Source organism: Bythopirellula goksoeyrii (assembly GCF_008065115.1).
Taxonomy (GTDB): domain Bacteria; phylum Planctomycetota; class Planctomycetia; order Pirellulales; family Lacipirellulaceae; genus Bythopirellula; species Bythopirellula goksoeyrii.
The window spans coordinates 4788042-4814318 of the sequence record NZ_CP042913.1 but is presented as its reverse complement, the minus strand read 5'-3'; the positions used below and the strand labels follow the sequence as shown (position 1 = coordinate 4814318).

Below are 26277 nucleotides of genomic sequence, written 5' to 3'. Positions count from 1 at the left end.
GCTATGATAGAAACGGTCGACTGCAAATGCAATCGCTCCTCAATCTAGATAGCCTCAAAAGAGTTGAGGCCTTGCTCAATCAACGGCGTTCGCGCCTTGAATCAGGTTGACGAACTCATCATTCGATTTGAACTTGCTCAATTTTGAAGTGAGTTGCTCCATCGCATCAATATGATGCATCGATGAAAGGGTTCGCCGCAGCATAGTCGTCGCATGCAGAGTCTGGGGCGGAAGCAACTTCTCTTCGCGCCGCGTGCCAGACTGCTCAATATCAATAGCCGGCCATACTCGGCGGTCGGCTAGCTTGCGATCGAGTACCAATTCCATGTTGCCCGTTCCCTTGAACTCCTGAAAGATCAGGTCATCCATGCGGCTTCCCGTATCGATCAATGCCGTGCCGACGATGGTGAGTGAGCCACCTTCTTCGAACGCACGAGCCGTGGCAAACAACTTTTTCGGTACGTCCATCGCTTTGATGTCCACACCACCACTCATCGTGCGGCCGGTGTTGCCGACCCACTTGTTAAATGCGCGAGCCAGACGCGTGATCGAATCCATGAGCATGAAGACGTCCTTGCCCATCTCAGACAATCGCTGACAACGGGCAATGACGAGTTGGGACAAGCGAACGTGACTTTCCACGTCATTATCCAGACTGCTGGCAAACACATCGCCATTGACGATGTTGCGCCGCATGTCGGTCACTTCTTCCGGCCTTTCATCAATCAGCAAGACCATCAACGCTACGTTGGGGTAATTCGTTGAGATCGCATTGCTGATATGCTGCAGAAGCACCGTCTTGCCAGTACGAGGTGGGGCAACGATCAAGGCTCGCTGTCCTTTGCCAAGCGGCGTAAGCAAGTCCATCACTCGAGTGCTAATTGGTTCTTCACCCGTCTCCAATTTAAACCACTCTTCAGGGTTGATGGGCGTCAGTTGATCGAAGTTCTTTACGTCGAGATAATCTTCGGGAGCTATCCCATCGACGTCCAAGAGTTCTCGCAAACGAGGCCCCTGTTGCTTGCGGTGGTGCTGGACCATGCCGCTGAGCAAGAGCCCTTCGCGAAGGCCGAATTTCTCGATCATCGTGCCGGGGACGAAAGGATCGGACCGTTCGCGAGTGAAGTTTGTCGACGGGTTTCTCAGAAAACCGTAGCCATTGGGATGCATCTCTAAGACACCCGAACCAGGGACCAAGGGCAAAGGATCGCCACTCTCCGTGTAATCGGGTTCTTGCGAGTCTTGATAGGAACCTCGCCGACGGTTCCCGCCGCGATTGCCTCCGCCAGACCGATTAGAGGGCCGACCATTGTTGTTGTTGTTTCTACCGCGGTATCGACCGCCACCGGATCCACCAGACCCGCCTGATCTTTGACGCTTGTTCGCCATCACAATCTAAATCCCAAAAGTTACTGTCAAAAAGTTGCCACTACTCATATCAACGGGCAACATCAAATTGGCCAAAACGGCCACCGTGAAAACTATCGATTGATCGCTTCGCCTAATCCAGACCAAAACAGTCTAGACTCGACGGCGAGTCTTTCCGACTGGGCAGAGCCCGAGTTGAAAGCATGCGTCCGACAAACGGAAGCAAATCCTCTGCGAAGGGTCGTCGTTGCAAAAGGGCGCAGCTTGATAAACAACGCCGTCCCGTCAAAACTATGGTCGAAGGCGACCCCGTTTCCCGGGCAACTAAGTCCGCTTCAATCTAAGCAAGTAGGCTGTCTGGCGACGAAAACAATCTCACCGTAACTACCAGAATTTCCCACTTGCCAACCTATCCCACCTATGGGTGAGATTTCAAAAACCTTACGGTTGTTTCCCGACCAGTTGCGTTGCCGATAATCGTTTCTCGATCGCAAACTAGCCGTCGGAAGTGTAATTTCACCTGCATCGTTTTATGGGAGCAACCGGGAGTCTCCGTCTCCCCAAAACCTTACAGAAGGTGTGCTCCCAATCGATGGATTCATTCACCGGAATGCGATGAATCTAATGGTGCAATTGACTGCTGATCTATCCTGACGGTTTGTCATGCCTATCCCGAAAAACAGCCCGGAAATTAGGCCAAGAAGTAAACGCAGTCAGGAAACCCTATCCTCATGTGTTTCAGAGTGCCGTTAGTCTATGCAGCGGCAGTAAGAAATGCCAGCCCTATCACAACTAATCAGCGACATTTGCTACTTCGCATTACGTTTGGCGAAGAATAAATAAAGCAATTTAAACCTTTGATCAAAAAGTAGTTTCGTAGTCAAGCAATCGGCCGATTCACTGCGGGCAGAAACGTCTAAATCGCAACCGGGAATCACTCTACTGGATTCAGATACCGGAATTGGACAAACTTCAACCCACAAGCGAGAGTGCCTGTTCTTCGCGGGGTCTTTCGAAACAAGGGCCTTCTAAAAAACCAGCGAAGAAGCCGAACAATGGCCGATAGAACCTGCCAAACGCGCAGGGTTATGAACTCAACACAGTATTAGCCATAGACTTATCTTTGTCAAGATTATTCCGCCACTTTGAGGGCAAGTTGGAGCGATTTTCCGAAGTTCACCTGCCGATTGGATGCCTTCTAGTAAAATCCAGCCGTTTCACACGAGTGGCCGGTTAGTTCGGAGGTGGGTAACAAGCTGGGTGCTAGCGCAATTCGGCTGAAGTAAAGTCCATAAGATCATGTAGTCAAAGGGGTTACGCCATTCGTTGATTGCCGTGCTATTGCTTTGATGACAGCAGAAAGGCCAGATTAATCGGCAATCTTTGGCTAATCGGACGATTTTAACAAAGTCTCCCTCCACCCATGCCCGATCTAACCGACCAGAGGCACTTTTTTGGGTGGGCCTGTATGCCGTTTGTTCGAGTGCTGCCATTGGCTGCATTTGATCGACGGACTTGGTTAGTTCACGAATCATAAATAGAACAATTGCGAACGGAATCGCCATGAGCATCAAGAAGCTTTTCTCATTCACTCTTCTTTCCTTGCTGGTCGGGGCCATGTCGGCTCCGCTTTCCTATGGCGACGAAGCCGTGCGCTGGCGCGACAATCTCGACGCAGCCAAGATCGAGGCAGCTCAATCAGGTAAGTTGGTGCTCCTTCATTTCTATACCTCTTCCTGCGGGCCTTGTCGCATGCTCGACGAAAGCGTCTTCTCACAACCCCAGATTGCCGAAGCACTTGAGCAAAAATACATCCCAGTCAAGATCGATGCGGAGTCAGCAAAGGCCCTAGCTAGTGCCTATCAGGTGGAACGAGTTCCATCGGAAGTGGTGCTTTCTTCGCAGGGAAATGTTGTTGCGAAACTGTCGTGTCCTCAAAACGGCTCAGATTATATTACTCAACTCTCGAATCTGTCGGATCACTATCAACTCTATCAAGCGAGTCAGGGTTCTTCTGCCGAGCAACCTGTACAAACTGCTTACGCCGGCCTTCAGGTGGGGCAGTACAAGCAACAACAGCAGAATCAATTTGCCCAGTCAACTTTTCCTCAGGCGACCAGACCACAGTCGCAGAGTCCTGCCGCTTCGCAATCCGGACAACCTGGATTGACCAACAATCCCTACACTTCCAAGCCTAGCAATACGGTTGCCTCGGCGTCGCCAGTCGCCAGCAATGCCTATGCCCCTCCAGGTGCAAAACAGAATCCTCAGGCTGCAGTCACTGTGCCAGCGAATGCGATGCCCAACAGTTATCCTGCCCAGTCAGTTTCGCATGCCACAACAGCACCGCAGAATAACTTCGGCGGAGCAGTTGTCCAAGCCAAGCCTGCCGCGTCCCAATCTCCGGCTCCTGTCCAAGTGATGAATCCAGCGGCATCCCATGTCGCTGCCGCGTCCCATATCGCGCTCTCTCCTCAAGTACCCGAAGGAAGTCCACCTTTGGCATTCGATGGGTACTGCCCGGTGACACTCAAATCAGCACACAAGTGGGTAGCCGGTAATCCAAAGTTTGGGGCCATTCATCGCGGCCGCACTTTCTTGTTTACTTCCGACGAGCAACGTCAGCAGTTCTTCTCCAATCCTGATGCCTACTGTCCCGTTTTCTCGGGAATGGATCCGGTAATGCTGTTGGAGCAGAACCAAATCGTGGAAGGCTCGCGCCGTTTCGGCTTTGAATACCGCGGTGCCTTTTATCTTTTCGCATCGCAAGAGACCATGGAGCAGTTCAAAGCACAGCCCGATCAATTCGCAGCGGGCGTGAAGCAAGCCATGAATCGCATGACGTCTACGGCCGGTGGTACCGTCTTAAGATAAGCGCAGATGTAGGGTAGTGAGTTAGGGAGGTTTGGGATAGTTTTGCGAAGTCGGCTACCACCTCCGTGGGGCAGACATCTTGTCTGTTTTCACTTGCCAATCGCATTCACAAGCAAAAATACTTGCTTCGCTAAGTCCATCTGGCTATCTTGAATACTGAGCCTCTGTAAGCGTTAAATGCCGACGGCGAGCTGGTCCGAAGAATCAGTCAATCGCAGTGAATCTCGAGACTCTGCGTAATACCAAGCTCGGCAAGTTTAGAGAGGCTCCCTTTTTATGCGCTGGTATCTCTGCTTTGTTGTCTGACTTTCCGAGTCGGAATGATGAGTTCTCCGACTCACTGAGTCGGACAGAGGTAGACGGCTTCTCCCTATTCCCGTGTCGTATCGACACCTTCCTGACCTTCGTCTGCAGCGAGCGCCTCTCGCACCAGGGCCGACAGATCGATATGCCCTGAATTGATCGAATCGAAAATCGACTCGCGCAAGGTCTGCGCATCGTACTCGGCGACCTTTGCCATAATCTTTTCGATCTCTACGGGAGAATGGCCTTGCTCCTTGAGCCAGGCGACGAGTTGGTCTTGTTGCGAGTCACACATAAGGGGCTCTGGGGATACCATATGGGGAGAAGCTAAAAGAATCAGGTTGAAATTCTATTATAGCAGATTGACCACAAACGTCAGCAAGTGCGATAGCGCACCACTTTCGGACACAGGGGGTGATGTCTGACTGAAAGCAATTCGCTGTCTGCTTCGCCCAGCAACTAAATTCGGGTAGGTAATCGACATGTTAGCCAGTAGGATAACTACTGAATTTCAAGCACACTTCCCCGCAGGATGCCACGCATGGCCAAAGCTCCCGATCAGAAACTTGCTGTAAAAGTCCGCCGTTGGAAAAAGTCGGATATTCCTGCCATTGTCGAATGTCAGAAGGCGGCCTATCCACATATAGCCAAGGAGAGTATCTGCGACGAGCGGAAAATGGAGATGCAGCTCGAAGCGTTTTCTGAGGGGCAGTTTCTGGCCGAATACGAAGGCCAGGTAATCGGATACTGTACTTCGTTGATTGTACTTTTGGACGAGGACTCTCCCTGGTATTCCTACAACGAGATCACTGGAGTCGGTACGTTCAGCACTCACGATCCCAGTGGTGACACGCTGTATGGCTCGGACATCGCGGTCCATCCCAAGTATCGAGGACAGGGGGTGGCGGCCAAATTGTATGTTCGTCGCAAGGCACTCATGAAGAGGCTCAATCTGCGTCGCATGGTCGGGGGTGGTCGGATTCCAGGCTACAGCCAATATTCCAAGAAGATGACACCTGAGAAATACATCGAGAAAGTGAAGCAGGGCGAGTTGAAGGACATGGCTTTGTCCGCGCATCTGAAGGCCGGCTACGAAGTACTTGGGGTTCACTATGCCTATCTGACCGATGGCGAGAGTATGAACTATGCGACTTTCCTTCAGCTGGAGAATCCTTCGTTTGACCCTGCCAAGCGGATGATCGCTGGGGCGCCAATTCGCCGGCCGAACCGCAAAGTGCGTGTTTGCGCTGCGCAGTACCAATTGCGGCCTGTCACTTCCTGGAACGACCTTGAGCGCCAGGTCGAGTTCTTCGCTCAGACAGCCAACGAATATCATTGTCACTTCTTGCTCTTTCCCGAGTTGTTTACCGCCCAGCTTTTCAGTATGTTACCGCCTGATATGGAATCCTTGGAGGCAGTTCGGGAGGTTGCCGGGTATCATGAACGCTACCTTGAACTCTTCAAGAAAACGGCCGCTGATTACGGCCTGTTCATCATCGGCGGTTCCACCCCCGTTGATATCGAAGGCGAACTCCGCAACACGGCTCATTTGATTACCCCCAGCGGCAATGTCTACACCCAGGACAAACTACATATCACCTCGGTAGAACGGCATTATTATGATGTGCAGCCTGGTGATAAGCTGAAGGTGTTTGATACCCCATTGTGTAGGATCGGAATTCTCATTTGCTACGACGTGGAGTTTCCTGAGTTGGCTCGGCTCCTGACAGTCAAGGGTATCGACGTGCTCTTCGTTCCCTTTGCGACTGACGAACGCAAGAGCTACCACAGGGTCCGCCACTGTGCTCAGGCACGTGCTGTGGAAAACATCATCTACGTGGTGCTCGCCGGCTGTGTGGGGAACCTTCCTCAGGTTCGCAGCTTCTTGGTCAACTACGGTCAGGCGGCCGTCTGTACCCCATGCGATGTCGCGTTTCCGATGGACGGAATCATGGCCGAAGCCGAGCCGAATTTCGAAACCGTGGTGATCTCAGAATTAGACCTCAACGACCTGGCCGTCCAGCGCGATTTGGGGAGCGTGAAGCCGTTGCAAGATCGCCGCAGTGACCTCTACGAGGTGAACGCGCTGACTCCGGTAGAGGTGGTGTATGTGGAATAGGACTGGGGGAATTTCCAATGTGCAATGTTCCATGACCAATTAATGCGAAGAAATATGTTCTTCTCAGTGGTCATTATGATCTGTTGTTACTCCTCAGTTGGTATTGAGACCTAGTTGCAATTGGAATGCATGCCACTGAACTTTGTTCCTTGGTCTTTACCGGAAACGGCCGCCTCTTTAATCTGTTGCGCTGTGTGAATCTAGTTCAATCACTCTCGGTCAAAGGAAAATCGAATGGGTCTACAGAAGGAACTGAAAGATAGTGGCAACTGGCTGTTCCGGTTTCGCAGCTACGTACCCTTAATTTTCGTCATTCCATTTCTCATCAAGATGCGTGATTATCATTTTCCCTGGGGCAGCAATGGGCTTCATGAGGTCATGCACATCACAAGCATGGCCGTTGTATTTTCAGGCCTAGCGGTTCGTGCTCTGGTAGCCGGTTACGCGCCTGACGGAACTTCGGGGCGCAACACTCGCGAACAGGTCGCCACAAGTATCAACACTACAGGTTTGTATTCAGTGGTTCGCCACCCGCTCTATGTTGGTAATTTCCTCATGTGGGGCGGCATCATAATTTTTTGTTTTGATTTTTGGTTGACACTTGTTTTCTGCCTTGGCTTTTGGTTGTACTACGAACGTATTATGTTCGCGGAGGAGTCTTTTTTACGTCAGAAGTTCGGCGATCGATTTAGAGAGTGGGCCGCAAAGACGCCGGCGTTCATTCCTCGATTATCCAACTGGGTTTCGCCCTCGCGCAACTTTTCGTGGAGGCGAGTGTTGCGTCAGGAATACACGACCTTATTCCTGGCGGTGTTCGCTTTGTTCGGAGAAGAAATCCTGGAGCACTTGGCGATTGATCATCGGTTGGTGTTCGAGCCCGAATGGGTGGCGTTTCTGGGTGTAGCAGCCATCGTTTATGTGGTACTCCGACATCTGAAGAAACATACAAGCCTACTCAATACCTTGGAAACGTAGCTCGAAATGACAGCAGGGCGATTCAGAAGAACTCCCCCTAGCGTTTTCGGACGACCTATACTTTGGGTATGATGATCGATACGCCCACGTCCACTGTTCCCAGCGAGATATCTGCTGAGTCACGCGCTTGGCCCATGCGACTTTGGCTCGCGGCGCCGGATTGGCTATTCCGAGTCATTGGGTTAGCTTTCTTCACTGTGTTTACTTGGGTTAGTGCCGAGAAATACTGGAGTGGAGACTTTTGGAATTACGTTCCTTGGTCTGAGTTGCCTAGCGGCAAAGTGATCAGGATGCCGTGGGTTCCGGTGCTGATTGACCTGACCTATCTCTTGATTGCGATCAGTTTCATTGTTCGGTTTCAACCGAAATCACGAGCAGCTGATGGCCGAATCATTTTGATCACCCTGTTCACCGCTTTCGCTCCCTTCATTTTCGTCATGTGGCTCGGTTGGGGATTGGGCCTATTCAACGAAAGCTGGAAGACAGCTTATTATGATTTCTTGTGGCGAAGCCCGATCACCTGGTACACCGCTCTGGTCGGAGGGGTGCTAATCACTGTCGGAAACATCCTCGATGTTTGGGGTTACCTGGTTCTCTGCCGCAGCTTCGGCATTGTCCCCGAAGCGCGTGAACTAAAGACGACAGGCCCCTATCGCTTCGTTCGACATCCGGTCTATTTGGGCCAGTTCATTGCCCAAGCCGGGGTGTGGCTATGCTTTGCGAGGCTGCATGTCGTGTGGATAGGACTCTACTGTGCATTCGTCGCACTGCAGCTCTATCGCTCCAAGCTTGAAGATCGGGTCCTGGAAGAAGCCTTCGGCGAAGAGTACCGCGAGTGGAAACGCCGAACATTCTGGTTCGTGTAGACATGTTTAGCCGCGCACAGCGAGTCCTGCTCGCCAGAGGGAAACGAGTATCGGGCAAGAGTGCCCGAACTACGGCTCAGCTCTTATCCCGCAGCGTGCGCTGGAGATGAATCACCTGGGCACGAACTTCTTCCATATTGGGATTCAGCCGTAGAGCCCGGCGGAAAGAGTCGAGAGCCGAGATAGAATCGTTCAACTTCAGATAGGTTTGGCCCATGGTCGAGGCGGCTAGGAAGTGATAGGCATTAACTTCCAATGCCTGATGGCAGTCACGGCTGGCGGCTTCGAATTGTCCCAGTTGCAAGAAAGACTTGCCCCGGTAATACCACGCCTGGGCAACCCAAGGGGCATCTTCCACGAGTGCTGTCGCAATTTGAGCGGCGCGCTCGAAATCTTTGTCATCAATTTGCTCACCGATCGCGACCAAGTGCCGCTGTTGGGTCGGAGTACCGATTCTCATCCAAAGGTGCTGAATGGCAGTCTCGGCTAGGTTCCTTACCCCCCGGTCTTTGTCAACGAGTGCTCTGCCAAGAGCCGAATTGGAGCGATAATCTGCCAATCGTCCGAGTGCCAAGACGGCACCACGTCGGGCAGCAGTTTCTCCTCCAGAGAGCAACCGTTCCAGTCCTCCGGTCGTATAACTGGTAGAGACACTACGGATGTAAGAGCCGATGTTTTGATCGACTTGGTACCGCTCATAGTGGTAGACAAGCAACGGCCGTTGGGTGTAATTATGACTCATGCGAAGTGATACCCTGTTGCTCTGACAGAGCTCGACCCGCTCGTCAGAGAGTTGTGTTCACCAATCAAGCACTCCAGCTTGATTGCTACTTGAAAAGACAGCAGAGGATGGAGCTGTATATTTCGCACTGAGGATGAAAACTTCAACTCCAAACTTTATTTTAGTTGAAGGGTGCTTTTTCTCAACGAAATAGTGGGGGAGTTTTTCACGAATCCCCATCGGGCGAGTAGAATGGGTAAGTAGGCCAATCGTTTTCTGCCAAGTTATTTTTCCCAGAAAGGCGTTTTATTGAGAAAATTTGCTTGCAAAAATTGCAGGTTCTTGCTGTGCTTGGGGCTGCTGGGCATGGCGCTCGGACTGGGGCATAACCATCTCGCGGGGGCAGAAAGAACAGGTTCTCCTCCCGGCGAAGTCTATTCACAGCTTGGTATGCGCATTTCTGCCATCTGGAAGGGGCAGTCTCTGGGAGTCGTCTTGGATCGACTGGCAGTTGCCCGTGACATTACGTTCTGGGTAGATCGCCGGGTGGATATCCAACGGCCGATAGATGGGCATTTTCGAGATGTTCCACTTCGTGATGTGCTCAATTCTCTAACCAAAGATGGATCACTGGGTTGGTCAGATTTGGGAAACATTTGTTACGTCGGTCCACAGGATGCTGCTCACGAGATTGCTACACTTATTGAGTTGGCAAAAGATTCCGTACAAGAATTACCAACACGAAAAAAAGACACCTGGTTGCGCGAGAGTATGATTGGCTGGCCACGACTGAGCGAGCCTGGTTTGTTGCTCAAACTGTGGTTGGAAGAGCAGGGGATTGAACTGGTGCACCCAGAGTTGATCGAACACGATCTTTGGGCGGCAAAAAAACTTCCGACCTTGTCCCTTGTCGATCGAGTCGTGCTGCTCTTGGTTGGTTTCGACCTGACTTGCCAGATATCGCCGGATGGCGACAAGTGTAATGTAGTAGCGATCGAGAGGCCGGTGACGATTGCGCGCGAGTACGATGCGGGTCGAAAATCGCGGTCCGTTGTCGAGCAAATGAGCCGTAAGGCACCTGAACTGCTAGTTCAACAAACTGGAAATCGACTCTCGGTACGGGGGCGTTGGGAAGACCACAAGAAACTTATGGGATTACTATCCGGCAGCAGTTCAGGTAGCTCAGATAGGGTTCCTCAGAAGTCAAGCCAGCAACGCCAGTTGTTCAGTCTACGGTTGAAGAACCAGCCACTCGGAAAGGTGATAACCCAAATAGCTCATCAGTTGGGCCTTGAGGTGGTTTGGGAAAATGACCTGCTCGATCGCGATACCGACCCACGAGAACAGCTTGTTTCTTGTGAAGTCCAAGAGGCCGATTTGTCCATCTTATTGGATGCGATCGTTCACCCACTTGGGATTGATTATCGCTTGCAGGACGGCAGATTGACGCTCATTGCATCGGAGCAAGACTTGGAATCTGTAATCCCGTGAAAAAGAAGGGAAAGGTTCTTTCCTTTCCTTGGAGTCTCAAACCCGCACTAATCGTTCGAGTTGCTGTCGGATTTCCGATTCGATTTTCCCCTTGAACATCATCGCGGCCATAGGCAAGTCTCCGTTGACGACAAGCTTTTCGGGTTCGACCGCGATGTTGCCGTCAATGCGCATTCCCAAGGTCTTGAATCCAAAAGTTAAGACATTATCTGACCAGGATTGCGTCACATCCTTGGCTTGATCGCCAAATTTTCCATGGATGGACTCAGTAAAACGCTGCAACCGATCTTGCGCCTCATTCTGAGGAAGCGTGTGCGGAACCTCTAGTTGTAATTTCGGCACAAAACCTCCGATTCAAATGCCTCAGATTCAACTGAGAAAAGTGATATCCATCGAAATGAACGAGGCACTAGCGCTCGTCATCATACTCGGTGCGATCTCCTCCGTGCCAAAGTGGCAGTCCAGATTCAACTCGCTCTGCCATCACAGAAAGTTTTTCTCTCGTGCCTGGCATAGCCCCCGTCGGATCATAAGAATCCTCTTTGATTGATTTCGGTTCGAAATCCCAAACACCCTCTTTAATCGCTTCCAGTACTGACTTTTGCACGATTCGATCCTCAAATTGTCGCAGAAACGAATTATCCTAACCGTATCAATGCGAGGCTCGACTGAAACTACAGATCGATTACATGTTGTAACTGATCTCTGGCGACTGCCCCCCATAAACCGGTCGTACAGCATGTGAGTATCGCTGATTTGAGCGAATAGTCAAGCAATTTTTATTGACTTGGGAAATGGGTGGTTTAATTCACACCGTTTGGTACTACAGACAACAACTAGTCAAGTTTTCCTAACAGGTGGGAGGTACTCACCTTGCGCTGACAATCGCCCTCTTGATTGCCCGGACTGCTTGGTAATTGATCGTATCAGTGCGATCTCCCCGGCAAGCAGCTCCACGCACTGCGAGAATGTCAGTTTCCAATTCCACTGCTGAAGAAATGTCGGCCAATCGCAGATTTCCTGCCAGAACGGTTCGTATCTCCGAGCTTCTGACATGTTTCACCAGTCCCGCAAGTTCCTCTGGGTTGAAGCAATCCAGCGTCGAACGTGATCGTTTGTCCCAGGTGTCGATAAGTAAGTAACTTGCCCCAGTCTTGATGGCTGCTTCTAGTACCGCATCGGGGCTAGGAGCCTCCGCGCGCGACCAGTCAGCGTATGCTACAGCAGCCATCTGTTTGCCATGGTCGGCCGCTTGTTGATAGAGATCTTGCCACGTGGACTCCCAATTTCTAAGTGAGGCACAACCAGCCAGCCCCAACTTCACGACGTCAATTCCAGGTATCTTCAACAGTTGCTGCGAGGGTGCACTTTGCCAGTCAATCAGCTCGCCAAGAGCTGCTGAGACTGGCAGTCTGCTATCGACAACACGAACCATTTGACAAGCTTGGTTCGAGCTGACTGCTCCCAAGGGACCATCGTGAGGTTCTTTGAAATCGATCCAATCGGCACCTCCGGCGATTGCATCTTCGATTTCCGATACGTCGCGCACACTGACCAACAGCTTGGGAGAATGACTGCCGTGATGCAGTAGTGCGTTGGCAGGCGATTCAAGACTTTGTATATGATTCATGAACTGCTTTCGACAGATGCTTGCTGTTCTCGTGAGACCTCACCGAGCCGTCGATTGAGTCGCCGGATGACTTCTCCGTTCAATGGCTCACACCAACTTCCGCGAATGCTGATATATCCTTCACTCCACCGAGCAAGAGCCGGTTTTACTTCGATCTCGGCCCATTGCGGTTCTTTTTGGGAGAGTCGGGCAACCAGATTGATCGTCACTTGGCTATCGGCATCGCCAATCGGAAGATGGGCGGGACCTTGCCCCAGAAAGAAACCCTCGACCACATGAACGGGTACGGCTATTGGCCTACCTGCTTTCAAATAGAACAGCACTTGGCCATCCAAGTAAGCGATTCGGGGACTTACGAGGCTTCTCAATAAGATGCCAGAGAGGATTGCGCTGAGAACTAGCATGCCGACGGCTACACCTGCCAGAAGGGTACTAGCCGTTTTCATGGACAGCAGCACACTCATCACTCCCAGCAAGACAATCGGGACTAGTCCCAGCGCGATGACTCTTCGATTCGAACGCAACCAGACTTCTGGCATAGGACCTTCAATGGCTTCGTGGGTAACAGAAATACATTCTTTGCCAAGTCTAACGATACTGGGAGCCCGCCGAAAGCTCCGGGTGATTGCTTCGGTATTGCCGATTTTGACATCCTTCCCCGGAGGTGTTTGCTGCTCGGCACCCATTAATCGGGACCCGAATTAGGGCAAAGGACTGCATATGACCTAATATTTTCAGGACATTCATTCAGTCTATCTGTGAGAAATGCCATGATCTTCACTCCAAATTTCAGCCAAAATTGAAATCGGTACCCCATTTTGTCGGCACTAAGAATTAGCCGCAAGGCGTAGACGTAGGCAATCACAGTCCTTAACCTTTCTCCATAGAAGTGCGGTGCAACTGCAACCGCCAGAGGCAAAACCAAGTGGCGACGGATATCACGAGCATGACTTCCAGTGGACATCGTAGCAGTGGCAACGCAGTCCTGATTGCACTCGTAGGCGTGATAGGGTTCTATCTACTAAGCGCCCTCTGGGGACATCCCCAATATGCGACCCAGCTTGTGGAGAGTGCCAGTGCCCATCATTCTTCAGAAGCCCATGGAGATGCCACCCACAGCGTAGAACATGCTGACAGTACCGCCCCCCCGCTTTGGACCATCATTCCGTTCGTCTTGTTGTTGGGAGCTATTGCGGTGCTCCCTCTACTGCACGCTACTGAACATTGGTGGGAAAGCAACGCAAGTCGGTTTAAAGTTGCCGCTGGGCTCGCACTAGTCACCCTTTGCTACTATGCGTTTATGCACGATATGCCTGTCGACTCCCATTGGCCAGTCCACTCGACAGTGGCTCCGTCAGATGGAGCGATCCAAACAGGTTTTGTCGGAGCGATTCTGGGGAATGCGATTCTTGCGGAGTACATTCCCTTCATTGTCTTGCTGTTTAGTCTCTACTCAATTGCTGGCGGCATACGCATTGAAGGCGACCTCCGGGCTGACCCACTCACCAACGCTTCCTTCATGGTCGTTGGTGGATTGCTAGCTAGTTTTGTGGGAACCACTGGCGCGGCCATGCTATTGATTCGCCCGTTGTTGGAAACAAACAAAGAGCGCAAACATGTCAGCCACACGGTTGTCTTTTTTATCTTTGTCGTGTGCAATTGTGGCGGATGTCTCTTGCCAATCGGCGATCCCCCGCTCTTCTTAGGTTATCTTGAAGGAGTTAGTTTTACCTGGACGCTAAGGCTCTGGCCATCATGGTTATTAGTAAACGGGCTGCTGATACTTGTCTATTGTCTTGCAGACCAACTCTATTTCTATCGTCAAGAAACGATTCGTGATATCAAGAGAGATATTACCCAAACTAGGAAGCTCAAGATCAGTGGTCTCGCCCTGAACGTTCCGCTTCTCATAGGCGTAGTTTTGGCAGTCGCCTTGCTCGATCCAAAGAAAGCAATACCAGGCACGGATTGGCATGCTTGGATGTTTTTGCGGGAGGTCGTTCAACTGACCCTGGTGGCAATTTCGCTCCACTTTGGCTCGAAGAAAATTCGTGAAGCGAACAATTTTAACTTTGCTGCAATCGTAGAAGTTGCTGCTCTATTCATTGGAATATTTGTCTGCATGCAACCCGCTTTGCAAATTCTGGCTGAGAGGGGTGCCGTGCTGGCCAAATCACTTGGCCCAGGTGGATACTTCTGGGCTACCGGAACATTGTCTTCATTTCTCGACAACGCACCAACCTACCTTGTTTTCTTTAAGACTGCCCAAGATCCTACTGTGCAGTCCATAACGGGAGGAGTCCCGGAAGAACTGCTCAAGGCCATCAGCCTCGGAGCCGTATTCATGGGTGCCATGACTTACATCGGCAATGGCCCGAATTTTATGGTTAAAGCCATAGCTGAGAAATCTGGCGTGAGAATGCCCAGTTTCTTTGGCTATATGGGATACAGTTGTGTGGTTCTGATTCCGATTTTGCTGTTAAACCAATGGCAAAATCTCTCATTCGTCGATGATGTGCCTGAGGGTGCGAGTAGTTCCCACGTATCAGCTACTTTGGAAGACCACTGAATTCCAACCCACTATCAAAGCTGTTAGATAGCTCTCTCTGCCGACGGCCTGTTCGTTGCCAGCAAGATTGGCTAGACTACTTGAGACATGTTCCCGTATCGACGCTACTTTGCCTTGAAACCTTTCTAGAAGCATACACCGCTTGATTCCTGCCCTGTGTCTTCACCGACCATTACCAGCCCGGATACCCTAAATCAGCTTTGCAAGAGACTGCGCGAAGCTCCGATCATTGGGATCGATACGGAATTCGTTTCCGAGGATACCTTTCATCCGGAACTCTGCCTGATTCAAGTTGCCACGACCGAAGATTTAGCAGCCATTGATCCACTCGCTTTGAAGGATCTCACTCCTTTTTGGGAAACGATGGTTTCCGGAGACCATGTCACGGTCCTCCATGCGGGCCGTGAGGAGCTCAATTTCTTTCTCCGTGCCGTTGGAGCTGTACCCAAGCATCTGTTCGATGTACAGATTGCAGCTGGATTCTGTAGCAATGAGTATCCTTCATCCTATAGTGCCGTGGTCAGCAAGTTTGTTGGACATCAACCGGCCAAAGGGGAGCAACGCACAGATTGGCGGCGACGGCCTCTGACTAACGCTCAGATAGAATATGCCCTGGAGGACGTTCGCTATCTCTTGCCACTTCATGAGCGATTCACAGAACTATTGGCGAAACTTGGACGCAGTGAGTGGTTTGCCTCCGAGATGATCGCTTGGCAGAATGAAGTAATCGCAGCCAATAGTCGTAAGGATTGGCGGCGTGTGTCTGGAATTGGCAAACTCAGTTCGCGAAGTCTTGCGATTGTGCGGGAACTGTGGACATGGCGACAGGAAGAAGCTCAGAGCCGTAATCAGCCTCCACGAAGAATTTTGCGAGACGACCTGTTAGTTGAGATTGCAAAACGCAAGGTCGATTCACCAGATCGCATTATGGGGATTCGTGGCATTGAACGTACTCCCGCCAAGCGTAAGGCACAGGAGTTAGCCGACTGTGTCCAGCGAGGCTTGGAAGGCCCCACTGAAAGGCTCCACGTGGGAGGACGCAAAGCAGAACTTCCCTCGCAATTGAATCTCTTGGGGCAATTTCTCGCACCCGCTTTGGGAACAATCTGTCGCCGAGCGGAGATTGCAACCAGCATGGTCGGTACGGCTTCGGATGTGCGAGAACTGATTGCCTATCGCATCGGCCTCACCAACGGCGATCAACCCACACCCTCACTGGCTGAAGGTTGGCGAGCAGAGGTCGTAGGAAATGTGATCGACGAGTTGCTCGAAGGCAAACGCTCAATTCGCATCAACAATGCCCGCGCAGAAGACCCACTCGTGTTTGACCCGATAGACCCGGCCTAACGAGTAATTGTCTGTTCTTGATCGCTGGAGTAGGCAGTCTTGCTGTCCTCCCAGCGAAACTGATCTTCATAGAATTTGGTGGTCTCCTCGGCAGCCAGTTTGATGTCGAGATCCTGGCAAGTGACTTCGGCTCGGAATACGTGGGTTCCTTCCCGCGAAGCGGTGGCACGAATCCGAAGCACGAGTTCCTCGCCTGCTGGCAGCGAATTGATAGGATGAATGCTCACGCGGCCATCTCGCACACTAAACTGAGCACCTTCGACAGCCGTGGGATCGATTCCTTCGGAAAAAAGTCCAACCACACCTACATTCTGAGCATCGGTAGTACCTCGATTGCGAATGCGAATCTCATAGATCGCGTTTTCTCCAACCGGCACTGGTCCTTTGGGATCGCTCACTGCAAGCTTCAGGTCTGCGATAGCGATCACGTTCGTTTCGATCTCTTTAGTGGCACTGAGGCCACCTCCTGCAGTTTGGGCATTCAATACGAATCGGTTCGTGCCTGCTCGGGCAACCTCGCAACGAATTTGCAAGAATTGTGCATCCCCAGCTTTGATGCCAGGAAGCTGCCAACTCAAGATCCCCGAAAGCGCATCGTGCCGATACCCGTCGCTAGCTGAAGCCAGCTTGGCCCCGCTAGGAAGTTTGACCTGCACAGTAACCGGTTCAGTATCTGCTGTGCCCGGATTGCGAATTCGGAAATAGTACGAGGCCTCAGTTCCGGCGTATTTCTCCTCGCTGCCACGCCAATCGACCTCAATCTCTGGTTTGAGGCAGAGAACTGGTTTGACCGCTTCTGACTGCAAACCTCCAGCGGCCGTGGCGGTCGCCTTCATAACAAGTTGGCCCGATTCGCGTGCCGTGAGCTCGAGTTCGATCTCCTTGGAGCTTCCCGCTGGCAGATTGCCAATCGAATGTGAGCTTGCAGACTGTTCATCTCCGCCGGGAGGAACAAGTCGGACCACAACATTCTCCGCGTCCCCAGTGCCTGGATTCCGTAGCGAAAGCTGATAGCGTTGGGCCTTGTTGTAGTACACTTCTTCAGGACCACCTAAGGTCATTTCCAACTTGGGTTCCTGGACCTCAACAATGGTCTGCGTTGCTATGGGAGCAACCGTCCACTGGACCGAAATATTGAGTGGTTTACCGCTGCGTGGGATCAGTTTAACCAGCAGCGACTGCTTGGACCGACCAGCAAGATCTTGCAATTGCCACTTCAAGGTTTCTGATCCTTGAGTGCTCGATTGTTGCTGTACGACTCCGCTCGTTGAAGTCACCTCAACGACCTCAGCCCATTCGGGGATACCTACTTCGGCGGACAAATCCTTCGCCGCAGTGTCACTGGCGTTTTCCAGGATGACTCGATAGGTAGCTTCTCGACCAACGAGAATCTGTCGCGGACCTTCTACTCGCGAGCCGATCATCGGTTGCTTGCTACTCAGGAGCATGTTGCTACTCTTCGAAGGGATGTTTGAGGCGACCCGCGAGCTTGGTTGCGTAGCAGGTTGGCTAACGCCGGTGAAGACACGTTCGGCATCGCGATCACTTGTCGCCTTGCGAGCCCTGTTGCGTGACTCCGTAGGGGGAGTGTATACCTTTTGCTGCTCTAATGCTTCCAACTGCTGACGCAGATCTTCGATTGCGTTGCTAGTACTGGTTTGAGCTGATCCGCCTTTCGATTTGTTGATGAGTGCCTTGCGAAGATCAAAGTCTTCGCTATCACTTGGCAAACGGTTGAATCCGTCGTCTGAATCGAGGTCTTCGATTTCATTCCCTGATCCGTCGAGGTCTGTAGCCAAGAGATCTTCCAAGGCTTCCTGAAGTTCGTTCTCGCGAGTCGTGCTAGGGGAGCTGCGTGTGTTTGAGAGTGAGCCCTGGTTGCCCGTGTTGCTTCCACGCCGTGGGGAAGTATCAAAGACCTCATCTCCCAACTCATATTCATTCCCTCGGTGACCTGGATCGGCATTTCGATCAAAGATTCCTTTGGGGAGGAGATCACCTTGCTGTACCCGTCCCTGGGAAGCACTCCGATTAGGCATACGCGCAGTGCGATTAGTTGAGGAACGATTTGACGACGAACCGTTAGCGGACTCATTCTTCGAGCTCTGGTCGCGAACGAATACGCTCTTCAACTGGCTCAAGCGGTCGACCAAGGTTGTTCCACCCGATCGATTAGGGACTGGTTGGGCATGAATCGTCGTCGGCGTGCCGATTAGCATGGCCACGAGTACGATGCCGGTTATCAATCGTCGAGTCATTTTCGCTTCCCTGCGCATGGAGATAGATTTAAAGCCTGCCCCCAGTCCTTCGTAGACTTTATCGGTTTCAATGCTTGGGAAGTCTGAGCCGAAATCCTGAGAAATTCCGGTAAAATAGAATGGGCAATCTGGCTGAGATATGTAACCCCCGTCTGCGAAAGCAGAAGGTCCCTGCCAATACCCCGTCGGCTTCCGCCGAGGGCTAGCAAACCAACCCGCACGTCTTAGCAGCTAGCAGTGGTTGCAGGGCGAGATTCGTTGGTGACCTCAAACCCTAAATCGCGAATCATCTCATAGTCTGCCTCTGGGAGCTGTCCTTTAGTTGTAAGATAATCTCCCACAAAGATGGAATTGGCTGCATACAACCCCAACGGTTGCAAGCTACGCAGCCTCAGCTCACGGCCCCCCGCGATTCGAATTTCGCGGTCTGGATTAACCAGGCGAAACATTGCTAGTACCTTTAAACAATAATTGGGTGTCAGCTCTGCCTGATCGGCCAGCGGTGTGCCTTCGATAGGATTGAGAAAGTTGACGGGGATCGACTCGACTCCCAAGGATCTCAACTCGAGGGCCATATCAACCACATCTTGTGGAGCTTCGCCCATCCCAACAATTCCCCCCGAGCAAAGCTCCATGCCAGCATTTCGCACTGCTTGGAGTGTTTCGATGCGATCCTGGTAGGTGTGGGTCGAGCAGATCTCGCCATAGAATTCGCTCCCTGTGTTCAGGTTGTGATTCACGCGGTCGACGCCGCAAGCCTTCAAACGCTCGGCCTGTTCCGAGGTCAGAAGTCCCAGGCAGGCACACACATCCAAATTGTGCTTTTCCTTGATCGCAGGAATGAGTTCTTCAACGGCAGCCATTTCGCGTTCGTTAGGACCTCGTGCCGAGATGACGATACAATAGGTCTTGGCACCCCGCTCAGCTGCAGCTTCGGCTCCGGCGAGAATCTGCTCGCGATTCAAGAGGTTGTAGCGAGGGATTTCCGCCTCGGAGACCTTTGACTGTGAACAATAGCTGCAATCTTCCGGGCAGAGGCCACTCTTGGCATTCATGAGGAAATACAACTGTACTGACTTGCCGAAGTAGCGCTGCCGAACACGAAACGCCGCCTGCATGAGATCGAGTATTTCTTCATCGGGACAGGACAAAATCTCTGTCGCCTCGGCGCGGGTGAGTTCATTTCCCTCCAATACGCGTGTAGCGAGCGTCTGCCAGTGGCTCGGGCAAATGGATGTTTCTGAAGCTGCGTTGGTCATGGTCTTTGTGCTCAAGTCGGAGTAAATTGGTTTCCCAGGCTCTAAAGTAGTATGCAAACCAGCGGTCAATTCGCAAGGTGGAATCCCCGTGGGGCAGCCATCCTGGCTGCCATTTGTCACCTGCCTGGAAGCCTGCGCAACGACGAGCTTGGCACGGCTGCCTGAAACAGTCAGAATACAGGTATGGGTTATCACTTAGTACGGTACAGCTTATTAGGGCACGTCGGCCGATTCGCCTCGGTGGATGCGACCCGCTACCCGAGGCAGACACGGGTAATTGTCCGTAGCCCCCGAGGGTTGGAAATCGGTCAGATTCTGGCCCCCCCCGAGCCAACGGAAAGAATCCTCGAACCCGAAGGCCAGATCCTGCGGCGAGTGACTGTGGAGGATGACCTCTTGGTCGCCCGCTTGGAAAAAAACCGCCACGAGGCCTTTGCCGCCTGTAGCGACCTGTTAGCCGCCGAAGCAGTCCCCGCGGTGCTGGTTGACGTCGAACATCTCTTTGATGGGCAGGGGCTGTTTTTCTATTTCCTTGGCGAGGTTCCCAATTCTGCCAGGGGGATCATCGAGCGTCTGACAGAGACGTACGAAACCAAAGTCGAGTTTCGAAAATTCACCGAGACACTCACCGAAGGCTGCGGCCCCGGCTGCGGTACCGAAGAAGCAATGGGGCAGGGGGGCTGTGCAAGTTGCACCTCCTGCGCGGTGGCAAGTGCTTGTGGAACAAAGAGATAGCCGCGTGACGGACGCGTGACAGACACTTGCGGTTTAGCGGAGTATTTTTCTCACTCCCCCAATTGCCCCAGCGACGCCAAAAACTCGCTCATCTCACCCGCAGCGTGGGAGTCGCCTTGGGTGCGGGCGGCTTCGATGCCGTCGCGTAGGACGGTGCGAGCTTCGTCTACGCGGTTCAAGCGGGCCAGTTGCTGTCCGGCCATGAAGAAAGCCGGCACATACGGGGGAGACTCGCCATAAAGTTCAGCAAGCTGTTCCAGGCTGGCAGCATTCTCGCCTTCTTTGTCCAGTTCCATTGCCAGACTGTAACGCAGGAAGATGTCTTGCGGATCGTCGACCAACATTGCTTCAATTTTTTCGCGACGGCTACTCATAGTGTTCAAAACTCTCCAGTAATCTTGACGATCTTGCCTTGTTTAGGTTTGTCGCTCGATCCAAAAGCGGTCACGTACATTGTTCCATCGGAGGCGAATGCCAAACTGGTTGGTCGTACAACCTTGGCGATTTTTACGGCCCGACAGGCAGGCCGGCCCTCCCAGCGGGCATCATCCAAGCGATAAACGCCTCCTGCCTCAGGCTTCTGCCACGCAAAATCAATTGCATAAAGCCGTCCAGAAGGGCTATATGCGAGCCCAACCAAATCAAAGAGTCCTGAATTGAGCTGCATCAAGACAGATCCGGAGAAGGGATCGAAAAATACCAGTCGTGAATCGCGAGCTTCCTGAAGTTCCCCTAGATAGCTTCCTACCAGATACTGTGAGCCCGCAGAATTCACTGGACTAAGACATAATCCTGCCGGCCATTCTGTGATCTGCTCCTTCAGCAGCGGACGAAACGAGTCAAGTTGGTTGGCCTCAAGTGGAGAACTGTAGATCTGGCCGGTTGCGTTCTCCGAGCCCGAGGCGAAGTAGGCTGAGGTCTCACCTACTGCCACGGCCTGGAATCCAAGCTGCTCGACGGTGTCGCCGGTTGTCAGAGGTCCCACGGAGTGATCTACCTGGTTTGCAGATAGAACTTTCGCATTCTCGGGCAGGAAATAAACGCCGACTTGTTCTTCGCCATCGACCTGGACTCCACCCATGACAACCAGCTTCGAAGGTGTCAGAAATCCAAGTGCCCAAGGGCCGACCTCAATCGGGTCTTCGGCTCCTAACCTGTGTGTTGTCAGTTCGTTTAGAACTTCATGATTTTCTGTTGGAGAATCGACAGAAAAACGAAGCACGCGTCCTGCCCCACTCTCAGCAAAAAAGAATTCGTCTGCTACGTCATCCCCTGAGGGAGGCCGTAAAGCCAAGCCAGCAGGATTGTTCAGTCCCGTGAAAACTTCCTCGAGCTGATATCTGTCAGTTTCATTCTCGGCAGGCGGAAAGTCCGATTCTTGAGCCAACGTCGCTGGCATCCCAGCGGCTAGCAATCCTGAGACCACGGCACACACAAAAGGGGCGAAGAAACGGTTCATCTGATTTTCTCGGTCCCTTCTCCATCAGGAGCGAATGATCTAGGCGGTCCTAAGATGCCAAGCCGTGTGCCGCCTCATACTGTGATATCTTATCCTCATGCTCCAGAGTCTGACCGATATCATCGAGACCATGCAGTAGGCAATGGCGGCGAAAGGGCTCAACCTCAATTCTGGCTGAGAATCCATGAGCATCTGTGAGCTGCTGCGATTCCAAATCAGCAGTCAATGCATAGGGGGCGTGCTCGGCGGCTCGCTGAAAGAGTTCTTCGACTTGTTCTTCGGGAAGTCGAATAGGCAACATGCCATTCTTGAAGCAGTTGTTATAGAAAATGTCCGCAAAGCTGGGGGCAATGATCACGCGGAATCCATAGTCTTCCAGTGCCCAGGGGGCATGCTCGCGGCTCGAACCGCAACCAAAGTTGCGTCGCGCGAGCAGGATACTGGCTCCCTCGGCATGGGGACGATTGAGTTCGAACTCCGGATTGGGCGACCCATCCTCAAGCCGAGCCCAATCCCAGAACAGGAATTCACCAAACCCGGTTCTCTCAATCCGTTTGAGGAATTGCTTAGGAATGATTTGATCGGTGTCAACGTTCGCCCGATCCATGGCAACTACTTTGCCAGTGTGTTTTTTGAAAGATTTCATGTAATTGTGTATTTGCTCTTCTGATTGTGACTAATGCATGTGGAGTGTGTATTCAAGGAAACCGTCTTCATCGGTAGCTCGTTCGAGGCGGAATGACTTGCCAAAAGTAGGTGATGGCAGCCAACCCTCTTCGGCTGTTACCGCAACATATTCCTTTTCACCAGGCACCAGGATTTGAAAATCGATTTCTTCGCCCAAGGCATCCACCAGCCAGTACTCACCAATTCCCGCTTGATAATATGCTTCGCGAAGCAGAACCTTATCTTTCTTCTTGGAACTTATGCTGACGATTTCGAGGACCCAATCAGGAGTCCCCACCAGTTCCATTGCTTCCTGCGGACGATCTCCATGAGGGGTGAATTGTGCTCTACCTCGAGAAAGTGAATCTCGCGAAATGAACATCGCATCCGGTTCTGTAGATATTGTCGCGCCAAGGTTAGATAGCAAAGTTCGATCCGAGAAGAAGTATCCCTTTTTTCCCTGCTTAACGAGCATCGCGATTACGGTTGTTATTTCAGTCTTGAGGAAATTGTGCGTATCAATCCGTTCGGGGCTCATATCAATTAAAAAATCTCCATTTACGAATGACAGGCTACCTCTTTCAGGAAATTCTTTCGATAAAGCCCACTTGCGAAAGCCATTCAAGGTGTGTGCCGAAGGAGGAATCACAATCGGCTCGCCCTCATTACGATCAAAGGAAGTGATGGCCGAAAATGTGATACACACAGGTGTGGTAACTTGAGTAGCGACAGAGGGTGTATTGACGGTTGCCATAGTTATTTTCAGAGGATGCGGTGTGTTATGTGTGAGGTAAGCGATCTTCTCCCCATTCTACCCCCAATCGCGGATATCAACAAAATGCCCCGCTATTGCCGCTGCCGCAGCCATTGCGGGTGACACCAAATGGGTACGGCCTCCCTTGCCTTGGCGGCCCTCGAAGTTGCGGTTCGAGGTCGAGGCACATCGCTCGCCCGGCGCGAGTTTGTCGGGGTTCATTGCCAGACACATACTGCAGCCCGCTTCCCGCCAGTCGAAACCCGCCTCACGGAATACCTTGTCGAGACCTTCTTGCTCCGCCTGAATCTTCACTTGTCCACTACCGGGGACAACCATCGCGTTGACATGCTCCGAGACTTTGCGACCCTTGGCGACTTCAGCTGCAGCCCGCAGATCTTCGATACGGGCATTCGTACACGAGCCAATAAACACGCGGTCGAGCTTGAGATCGGTGATCGGTTCTCCCCCCTTAAGGCCCATGTACTCTAGTGCCGCCGCGGCAGTTTTTTGATCCGTTGCATCGGCAAAATCCGCCGGATTGGGGACATGGGAATTCACTGAAACAACCAACCCCGGGTTGGTGCCCCAAGTTACCTGGGGAGCAATATCAGCAGCCTGGAACACGAGGGACTTGTCATATTCGGCACCGGGATCGGTCGGCAACTCACGCCACTTGGCCACGGCCGCTTCGAAATCCTTGGGAACGAACTTTCGACCTCGCAAATAATCGTAGGTTGTGTCGTCCGGAGCGATCATGCCAGCCCGCGCGCCAGCCTCGATCGACATGTTGCAGACCGTCATGCGGTTTTCCATCGTGAGCGAGCGAATTGCGTCGCCCGTGTATTCAACACAGTAGCCCGTTCCGCCATCCGTGGTGATCTGCCCGATCAAATAGAGAATCAAATCTTTGGCTGTTACTCCCGGTTTCAATACCCCGTCGACTCGCAGTTCCAACGTCTTGGGCTTGTCTTGCAACAAAGTCTGCGTCGCCAGCACATGCTCCACCTCGCTCGTGCCGATGCCAAAGGCCAGCGCTCCAAACGCACCATGGGTCGAGGTATGACTATCGCCACAGACAATGATCATCCCTGGTTGCGTGTATCCGAGCTCCGGACCGATCACATGCACAATCCCTTGCTGAGGATCGTTCAAGTCGTAATAGGTGATCCCAAACTCTTTACAGTTTTGACGAAGCGTATCGATCTGCTGCTTCGAAATGGGATCGGCAATCGGCAAGCTTCGGTCACTGGTGGGCACATTATGATCTGCCGTGGCAATGGTCCGCTCCGGCCGACGCACCTGACGGTTCTCAAGTCGCAGCCCCTCAAAGGCCTGCGGGCTGGTTACTTCATGCACCAGGTGGAGATCAACATAAAGAATCGCCTGCCGCCCAGCCTCTTGGTGGACGACATGATTATCCCAAATTTTCTGAAATAGCGTACGTGGCTTCATTGTTCGTAGGGCCTGATTTTGAAAACGGCTGAGCCTGGCCAGCGAATGTTGCTCCCTGGAGGCTCGCTCAAGTGCTAGAGAATCCCTAATTTTACGCTCAAAGGGCTTTGAGCGAAAGACACCCAATTTTCGCCGAAGTTCAGCCTGCTCTGCCATCCAGATGCGAGGGTTGGTCTAGGTCGCATTCCGACGCAGGGAGTAAACTCTCACAGAGTACTTGCCAGTCAATACTTGGAGGAAAAACTATGCGAATACTAGGTTGTCTTCTTGCGATATGTTGCATCTCAAACTCCTCACAGCTAGTCGCTTTCGCCGAATCGCAAGTGGACGAACACCTGGTAGTATACCCGGACTCCGAGAAAAAAGTCCTAGATTCGTCAAAGCAATTACTTGTCCGCGTCCAACTGGCAGAAGTATCTCTTAGCAAGATACGCAAGTTGGGAGTCGACTTCTCGTTTTTACGAGAGAACGAGAGGCGGAAAAAACGGGACAGGTCGGCTCTGTAGAAAACCTCAACAAGCACAAGAATCATGATGTTGTGGGTGAGTGCGATCAATCTTAGGTCTCGACATTGGCTCCAATATTTGTGCCCACGTACGTGGGATCCCTGCCTTCTCTTGATCATCGACATCACGGTCTCGACTTGCACCCGATTTCGATAGATTTCTCGATCAAAGCGGGTTTGCATTAAGCGACGGTAGTGACCTCTGGCTGGCTTTTTAGTCGGCCTGCCATGCTTGGGAGGGATGACCGTACGGATGCCGTGTCCATCGCGGGCGAATTGGTGATTGGGCTCCGAATCGTAACCGGCGTCGGCAGTCATCAGAGAGAGCCGCACTCGTTTCAAGGCATCAGCAACTAGCGGACGGAACTCGTCTATGTCAGGTCGTGGTCCGCGACCAGCTTGGAATGCCAGGATGAAGTGATTGCTGGTGTCACAAACAATGCCCAACTTGGGATAGTTGTGATAAACCACGGTTTTCCAGGGACTTTCGACTTTTTTGCGACGGCGAACGAAGTAGGCGCTTGCTGTTCCGCATTGCAATCCAGTGGAATCAATCGCCGCCGAACTTACCCGCTTCCGTCGCCCCATTTGTTGTCGGACGGTGGCGTCCATCAGACGTTTGGCTTTGTCAGCCGCCAAGAGTCGACGCGACGCCTTTTGAAGTGTCGTAAAGTGAGGAATCCTGGTTAATTCTAGTAACTCCACCAGATTCGAATGATCGACTAAATGGTCAACCACGCCTCGATAGTCGGTCTTAAGGAAGTTCTTCAGAACAAGGCAGGCAAACAGCTGATGCTGGGTGAATGTCTTGGGGCTACAAATGTGAGAATAGGCAGGCAGCCCACGACGCGCAGTAGCAAGCGCGGCCAACACGACTTGAATCGGAGACTTACTGGTAACTGACATGCACTCTATACGAGTGC

The 26277-nt window shown here is 52.1% G+C and carries 23 protein-coding genes; 8 read left to right on the top strand and 15 right to left on the bottom strand.

The features are described from left to right. Nucleotides 1-75: 75 nt before the first annotated feature. Nucleotides 76-1389: a transcription termination factor Rho gene (gene rho, locus Pr1d_RS18935; RefSeq protein WP_148074998.1), complete on the bottom strand. Its 1314-nt coding sequence runs from the start codon at nucleotides 1387-1389 to the stop codon at nucleotides 76-78. A gap of 1542 nt (nucleotides 1390-2931) precedes the next feature. On the opposite strand from rho, the gene Pr1d_RS18930 reads away from it, so the two are divergent. Beyond that, nucleotides 2932-4242, top strand: coding sequence for a thioredoxin family protein (locus Pr1d_RS18930; protein ID WP_148074997.1), 1311 nt, complete (start codon nucleotides 2932-2934; stop codon nucleotides 4240-4242). 370 nt (nucleotides 4243-4612) lie between these two features. Here Pr1d_RS18930 and Pr1d_RS18925 read toward each other — a convergent pair whose 3' ends face one another. Further along, nucleotides 4613-4840 (bottom strand): hypothetical protein, encoded by a 228-nt coding sequence (locus Pr1d_RS18925; RefSeq protein WP_148074996.1) that lies wholly within the window; start codon nucleotides 4838-4840, stop codon nucleotides 4613-4615. 246 nt (nucleotides 4841-5086) lie between these two features. Here Pr1d_RS18925 and Pr1d_RS18920 point away from each other — a divergent pair, with 246 nt between their 5' ends. The 3 genes from Pr1d_RS18920 to Pr1d_RS18910 all read left to right on the top strand — a co-directional run bounded on the left by Pr1d_RS18920 (nucleotide 5087) and on the right by Pr1d_RS18910 (nucleotide 8505). Next, complete coding sequence (locus tag Pr1d_RS18920; RefSeq protein ID WP_148074995.1) at nucleotides 5087-6664, top strand: bifunctional GNAT family N-acetyltransferase/carbon-nitrogen hydrolase family protein; 1578 nt, start codon at nucleotides 5087-5089, stop codon at nucleotides 6662-6664. Between the two features lie 234 nt (nucleotides 6665-6898). Continuing rightward, a complete protein-coding gene (locus Pr1d_RS18915; protein ID WP_148074994.1) occupies nucleotides 6899-7639 on the top strand; it encodes a methyltransferase family protein in 741 nt (246 codons plus the stop codon). A 68-nt stretch (nucleotides 7640-7707) separates the two neighbouring features. Then, a complete protein-coding gene (locus Pr1d_RS18910; RefSeq protein ID WP_148074993.1) occupies nucleotides 7708-8505 on the top strand; it encodes a methyltransferase family protein in 798 nt (265 codons plus the stop codon). 76 nt (nucleotides 8506-8581) lie between these two features. Here the strand turns inward: Pr1d_RS18910 and Pr1d_RS18905 are convergent, their stop codons facing one another. Continuing rightward, the gene (locus Pr1d_RS18905; protein ID WP_148074992.1) at nucleotides 8582-9247 is read right to left on the bottom strand and encodes a hypothetical protein; all 666 of its coding nucleotides are present in this window, start codon (nucleotides 9245-9247) and stop codon (nucleotides 8582-8584) included. 345 nt (nucleotides 9248-9592) lie between these two features. On the opposite strand from Pr1d_RS18905, the gene Pr1d_RS18900 reads away from it, so the two are divergent. Continuing rightward, the gene (locus Pr1d_RS18900) at nucleotides 9593-10717 is read left to right on the top strand and encodes a hypothetical protein (RefSeq protein WP_148074991.1); all 1125 of its coding nucleotides are present in this window, start codon (nucleotides 9593-9595) and stop codon (nucleotides 10715-10717) included. A 36-nt stretch (nucleotides 10718-10753) separates the two neighbouring features. Here Pr1d_RS18900 and Pr1d_RS18895 read toward each other — a convergent pair whose 3' ends face one another. From Pr1d_RS18895 to Pr1d_RS18880, 4 genes are all read right to left on the bottom strand, one after another. Then, nucleotides 10754-11059, bottom strand: coding sequence for a polyhydroxyalkanoic acid system family protein (locus tag Pr1d_RS18895; protein ID WP_168205353.1), 306 nt, complete (start codon nucleotides 11057-11059; stop codon nucleotides 10754-10756). A gap of 67 nt (nucleotides 11060-11126) precedes the next feature. Further along, nucleotides 11127-11324, bottom strand: a complete 198-nt coding sequence (locus tag Pr1d_RS18890) for a hypothetical protein (protein WP_148074989.1) — start codon at nucleotides 11322-11324, stop codon at nucleotides 11127-11129. A gap of 261 nt (nucleotides 11325-11585) precedes the next feature. Continuing rightward, entirely contained in the window at nucleotides 11586-12347 is a 762-nt protein-coding gene (locus Pr1d_RS18885) for a (5-formylfuran-3-yl)methyl phosphate synthase (protein WP_148074988.1), read from the bottom strand. After that, complete coding sequence (locus tag Pr1d_RS18880) at nucleotides 12344-13033, bottom strand: hypothetical protein (RefSeq protein WP_148074987.1); 690 nt, start codon at nucleotides 13031-13033, stop codon at nucleotides 12344-12346. Before Pr1d_RS18880 ends, Pr1d_RS18885 begins: the two co-directional genes overlap by 4 nt. A 239-nt stretch (nucleotides 13034-13272) precedes the next feature. Here Pr1d_RS18880 and Pr1d_RS18875 point away from each other — a divergent pair, with 239 nt between their 5' ends. Both Pr1d_RS18875 and Pr1d_RS18870 read left to right on the top strand, forming a co-directional pair. Then, nucleotides 13273-14916 (top strand): sodium:proton antiporter, encoded by a 1644-nt coding sequence (locus Pr1d_RS18875; protein ID WP_210417775.1) that lies wholly within the window; start codon nucleotides 13273-13275, stop codon nucleotides 14914-14916. A gap of 156 nt (nucleotides 14917-15072) precedes the next feature. After that, nucleotides 15073-16263 carry a ribonuclease D gene (locus Pr1d_RS18870; protein WP_148074985.1) on the top strand — a complete coding sequence of 397 codons (1191 nt, stop codon included), beginning with the start codon at nucleotides 15073-15075 and terminating at the stop codon, nucleotides 16261-16263. Here the strand turns inward: Pr1d_RS18870 and Pr1d_RS18865 are convergent. Continuing rightward, nucleotides 16260-18521 carry a CARDB domain-containing protein gene (locus tag Pr1d_RS18865; protein WP_168205352.1) on the bottom strand — a complete coding sequence of 754 codons (2262 nt, stop codon included), beginning with the start codon at nucleotides 18519-18521 and terminating at the stop codon, nucleotides 16260-16262. The genes Pr1d_RS18870 and Pr1d_RS18865 overlap by 4 nt on opposite strands. 224 nt (nucleotides 18522-18745) lie before the next feature. Beyond that, nucleotides 18746-19780 carry a biotin synthase BioB gene (gene bioB / locus Pr1d_RS18860; RefSeq protein ID WP_148074983.1) on the bottom strand — a complete coding sequence of 345 codons (1035 nt, stop codon included), beginning with the start codon at nucleotides 19778-19780 and terminating at the stop codon, nucleotides 18746-18748. A 183-nt stretch (nucleotides 19781-19963) separates the two neighbouring features. Between bioB and Pr1d_RS18855 the strand changes: the two genes are divergently transcribed. Next, a complete protein-coding gene (locus Pr1d_RS18855) occupies nucleotides 19964-20515 on the top strand; it encodes a PSP1 C-terminal domain-containing protein (RefSeq protein ID WP_148074982.1) in 552 nt (183 codons plus the stop codon). A 50-nt stretch (nucleotides 20516-20565) separates the two neighbouring features. Here Pr1d_RS18855 and Pr1d_RS18850 read toward each other — a convergent pair whose 3' ends face one another. The 6 genes from Pr1d_RS18850 to Pr1d_RS18825 form a co-directional block, all read right to left on the bottom strand. Continuing rightward, complete coding sequence (locus tag Pr1d_RS18850; protein WP_148074981.1) at nucleotides 20566-20889, bottom strand: tetratricopeptide repeat protein; 324 nt, start codon at nucleotides 20887-20889, stop codon at nucleotides 20566-20568. Between the two features lie 5 nt (nucleotides 20890-20894). After that, complete coding sequence (locus Pr1d_RS18845; protein ID WP_148074980.1) at nucleotides 20895-21974, bottom strand: hypothetical protein; 1080 nt, start codon at nucleotides 21972-21974, stop codon at nucleotides 20895-20897. Nucleotides 21975-22023: 49 nt separating this feature from the next. Further along, entirely contained in the window at nucleotides 22024-22620 is a 597-nt protein-coding gene (leuD, locus tag Pr1d_RS18840) for a 3-isopropylmalate dehydratase small subunit (protein WP_148074979.1), read from the bottom strand. Between the two features lie 30 nt (nucleotides 22621-22650). Continuing rightward, on the bottom strand, nucleotides 22651-23394 hold the full coding sequence (locus tag Pr1d_RS18835) for a Uma2 family endonuclease (protein ID WP_148074978.1): 744 nt from the start codon (nucleotides 23392-23394) through the stop codon (nucleotides 22651-22653). A 57-nt stretch (nucleotides 23395-23451) separates the two neighbouring features. Further along, nucleotides 23452-24849, bottom strand: coding sequence for a 3-isopropylmalate dehydratase large subunit (gene leuC / locus Pr1d_RS18830; RefSeq protein ID WP_148074977.1), 1398 nt, complete (start codon nucleotides 24847-24849; stop codon nucleotides 23452-23454). A gap of 139 nt (nucleotides 24850-24988) precedes the next feature. Beyond that, a complete protein-coding gene (locus Pr1d_RS18825; RefSeq protein WP_148074976.1) occupies nucleotides 24989-26260 on the bottom strand; it encodes a transposase in 1272 nt (423 codons plus the stop codon). Between the last annotated feature and the right edge of the window lie 17 nt (nucleotides 26261-26277).

Coding starts and splice junctions, on each gene's coding strand:
- rho (WP_148074998.1), bottom strand. CDS start 1,389: ATGGCGAACAAGCGTCAAAGATCAGGCGGGTCTGGTGGATCCGGTGGC.
- Pr1d_RS18930 (WP_148074997.1), top strand. CDS start 2,932: ATGAGCATCAAGAAGCTTTTCTCATTCACTCTTCTTTCCTTGCTGGTC.
- Pr1d_RS18925 (WP_148074996.1), bottom strand. CDS start 4,840: ATGTGTGACTCGCAACAAGACCAACTCGTCGCCTGGCTCAAGGAGCAA.
- Pr1d_RS18920 (WP_148074995.1), top strand. CDS start 5,087: ATGGCCAAAGCTCCCGATCAGAAACTTGCTGTAAAAGTCCGCCGTTGG.
- Pr1d_RS18915 (WP_148074994.1), top strand. CDS start 6,899: ATGGGTCTACAGAAGGAACTGAAAGATAGTGGCAACTGGCTGTTCCGG.
- Pr1d_RS18910 (WP_148074993.1), top strand. CDS start 7,708: ATGATGATCGATACGCCCACGTCCACTGTTCCCAGCGAGATATCTGCT.
- Pr1d_RS18905 (WP_148074992.1), bottom strand. CDS start 9,247: ATGAGTCATAATTACACCCAACGGCCGTTGCTTGTCTACCACTATGAG.
- Pr1d_RS18900 (WP_148074991.1), top strand. CDS start 9,593: ATGGCGCTCGGACTGGGGCATAACCATCTCGCGGGGGCAGAAAGAACA.
- Pr1d_RS18885 (WP_148074988.1), bottom strand. CDS start 12,347: ATGAATCATATACAAAGTCTTGAATCGCCTGCCAACGCACTACTGCAT.
- Pr1d_RS18880 (WP_148074987.1), bottom strand. CDS start 13,033: ATGGGTGCCGAGCAGCAAACACCTCCGGGGAAGGATGTCAAAATCGGC.
- Pr1d_RS18865 (WP_168205352.1), bottom strand. CDS start 18,521: ATGACTCGACGATTGATAACCGGCATCGTACTCGTGGCCATGCTAATC.
- bioB (WP_148074983.1), bottom strand. CDS start 19,780: ATGACCAACGCAGCTTCAGAAACATCCATTTGCCCGAGCCACTGGCAG.
- Pr1d_RS18855 (WP_148074982.1), top strand. CDS start 19,964: ATGGGTTATCACTTAGTACGGTACAGCTTATTAGGGCACGTCGGCCGA.
- Pr1d_RS18850 (WP_148074981.1), bottom strand. CDS start 20,889: ATGAGTAGCCGTCGCGAAAAAATTGAAGCAATGTTGGTCGACGATCCG.
- Pr1d_RS18845 (WP_148074980.1), bottom strand. CDS start 21,974: ATGAACCGTTTCTTCGCCCCTTTTGTGTGTGCCGTGGTCTCAGGATTG.
- leuD (WP_148074979.1), bottom strand. CDS start 22,620: ATGAAATCTTTCAAAAAACACACTGGCAAAGTAGTTGCCATGGATCGG.
- Pr1d_RS18835 (WP_148074978.1), bottom strand. CDS start 23,394: ATGGCAACCGTCAATACACCCTCTGTCGCTACTCAAGTTACCACACCT.
- leuC (WP_148074977.1), bottom strand. CDS start 24,849: ATGAAGCCACGTACGCTATTTCAGAAAATTTGGGATAATCATGTCGTC.
- Pr1d_RS18825 (WP_148074976.1), bottom strand. CDS start 26,260: ATGTCAGTTACCAGTAAGTCTCCGATTCAAGTCGTGTTGGCCGCGCTT.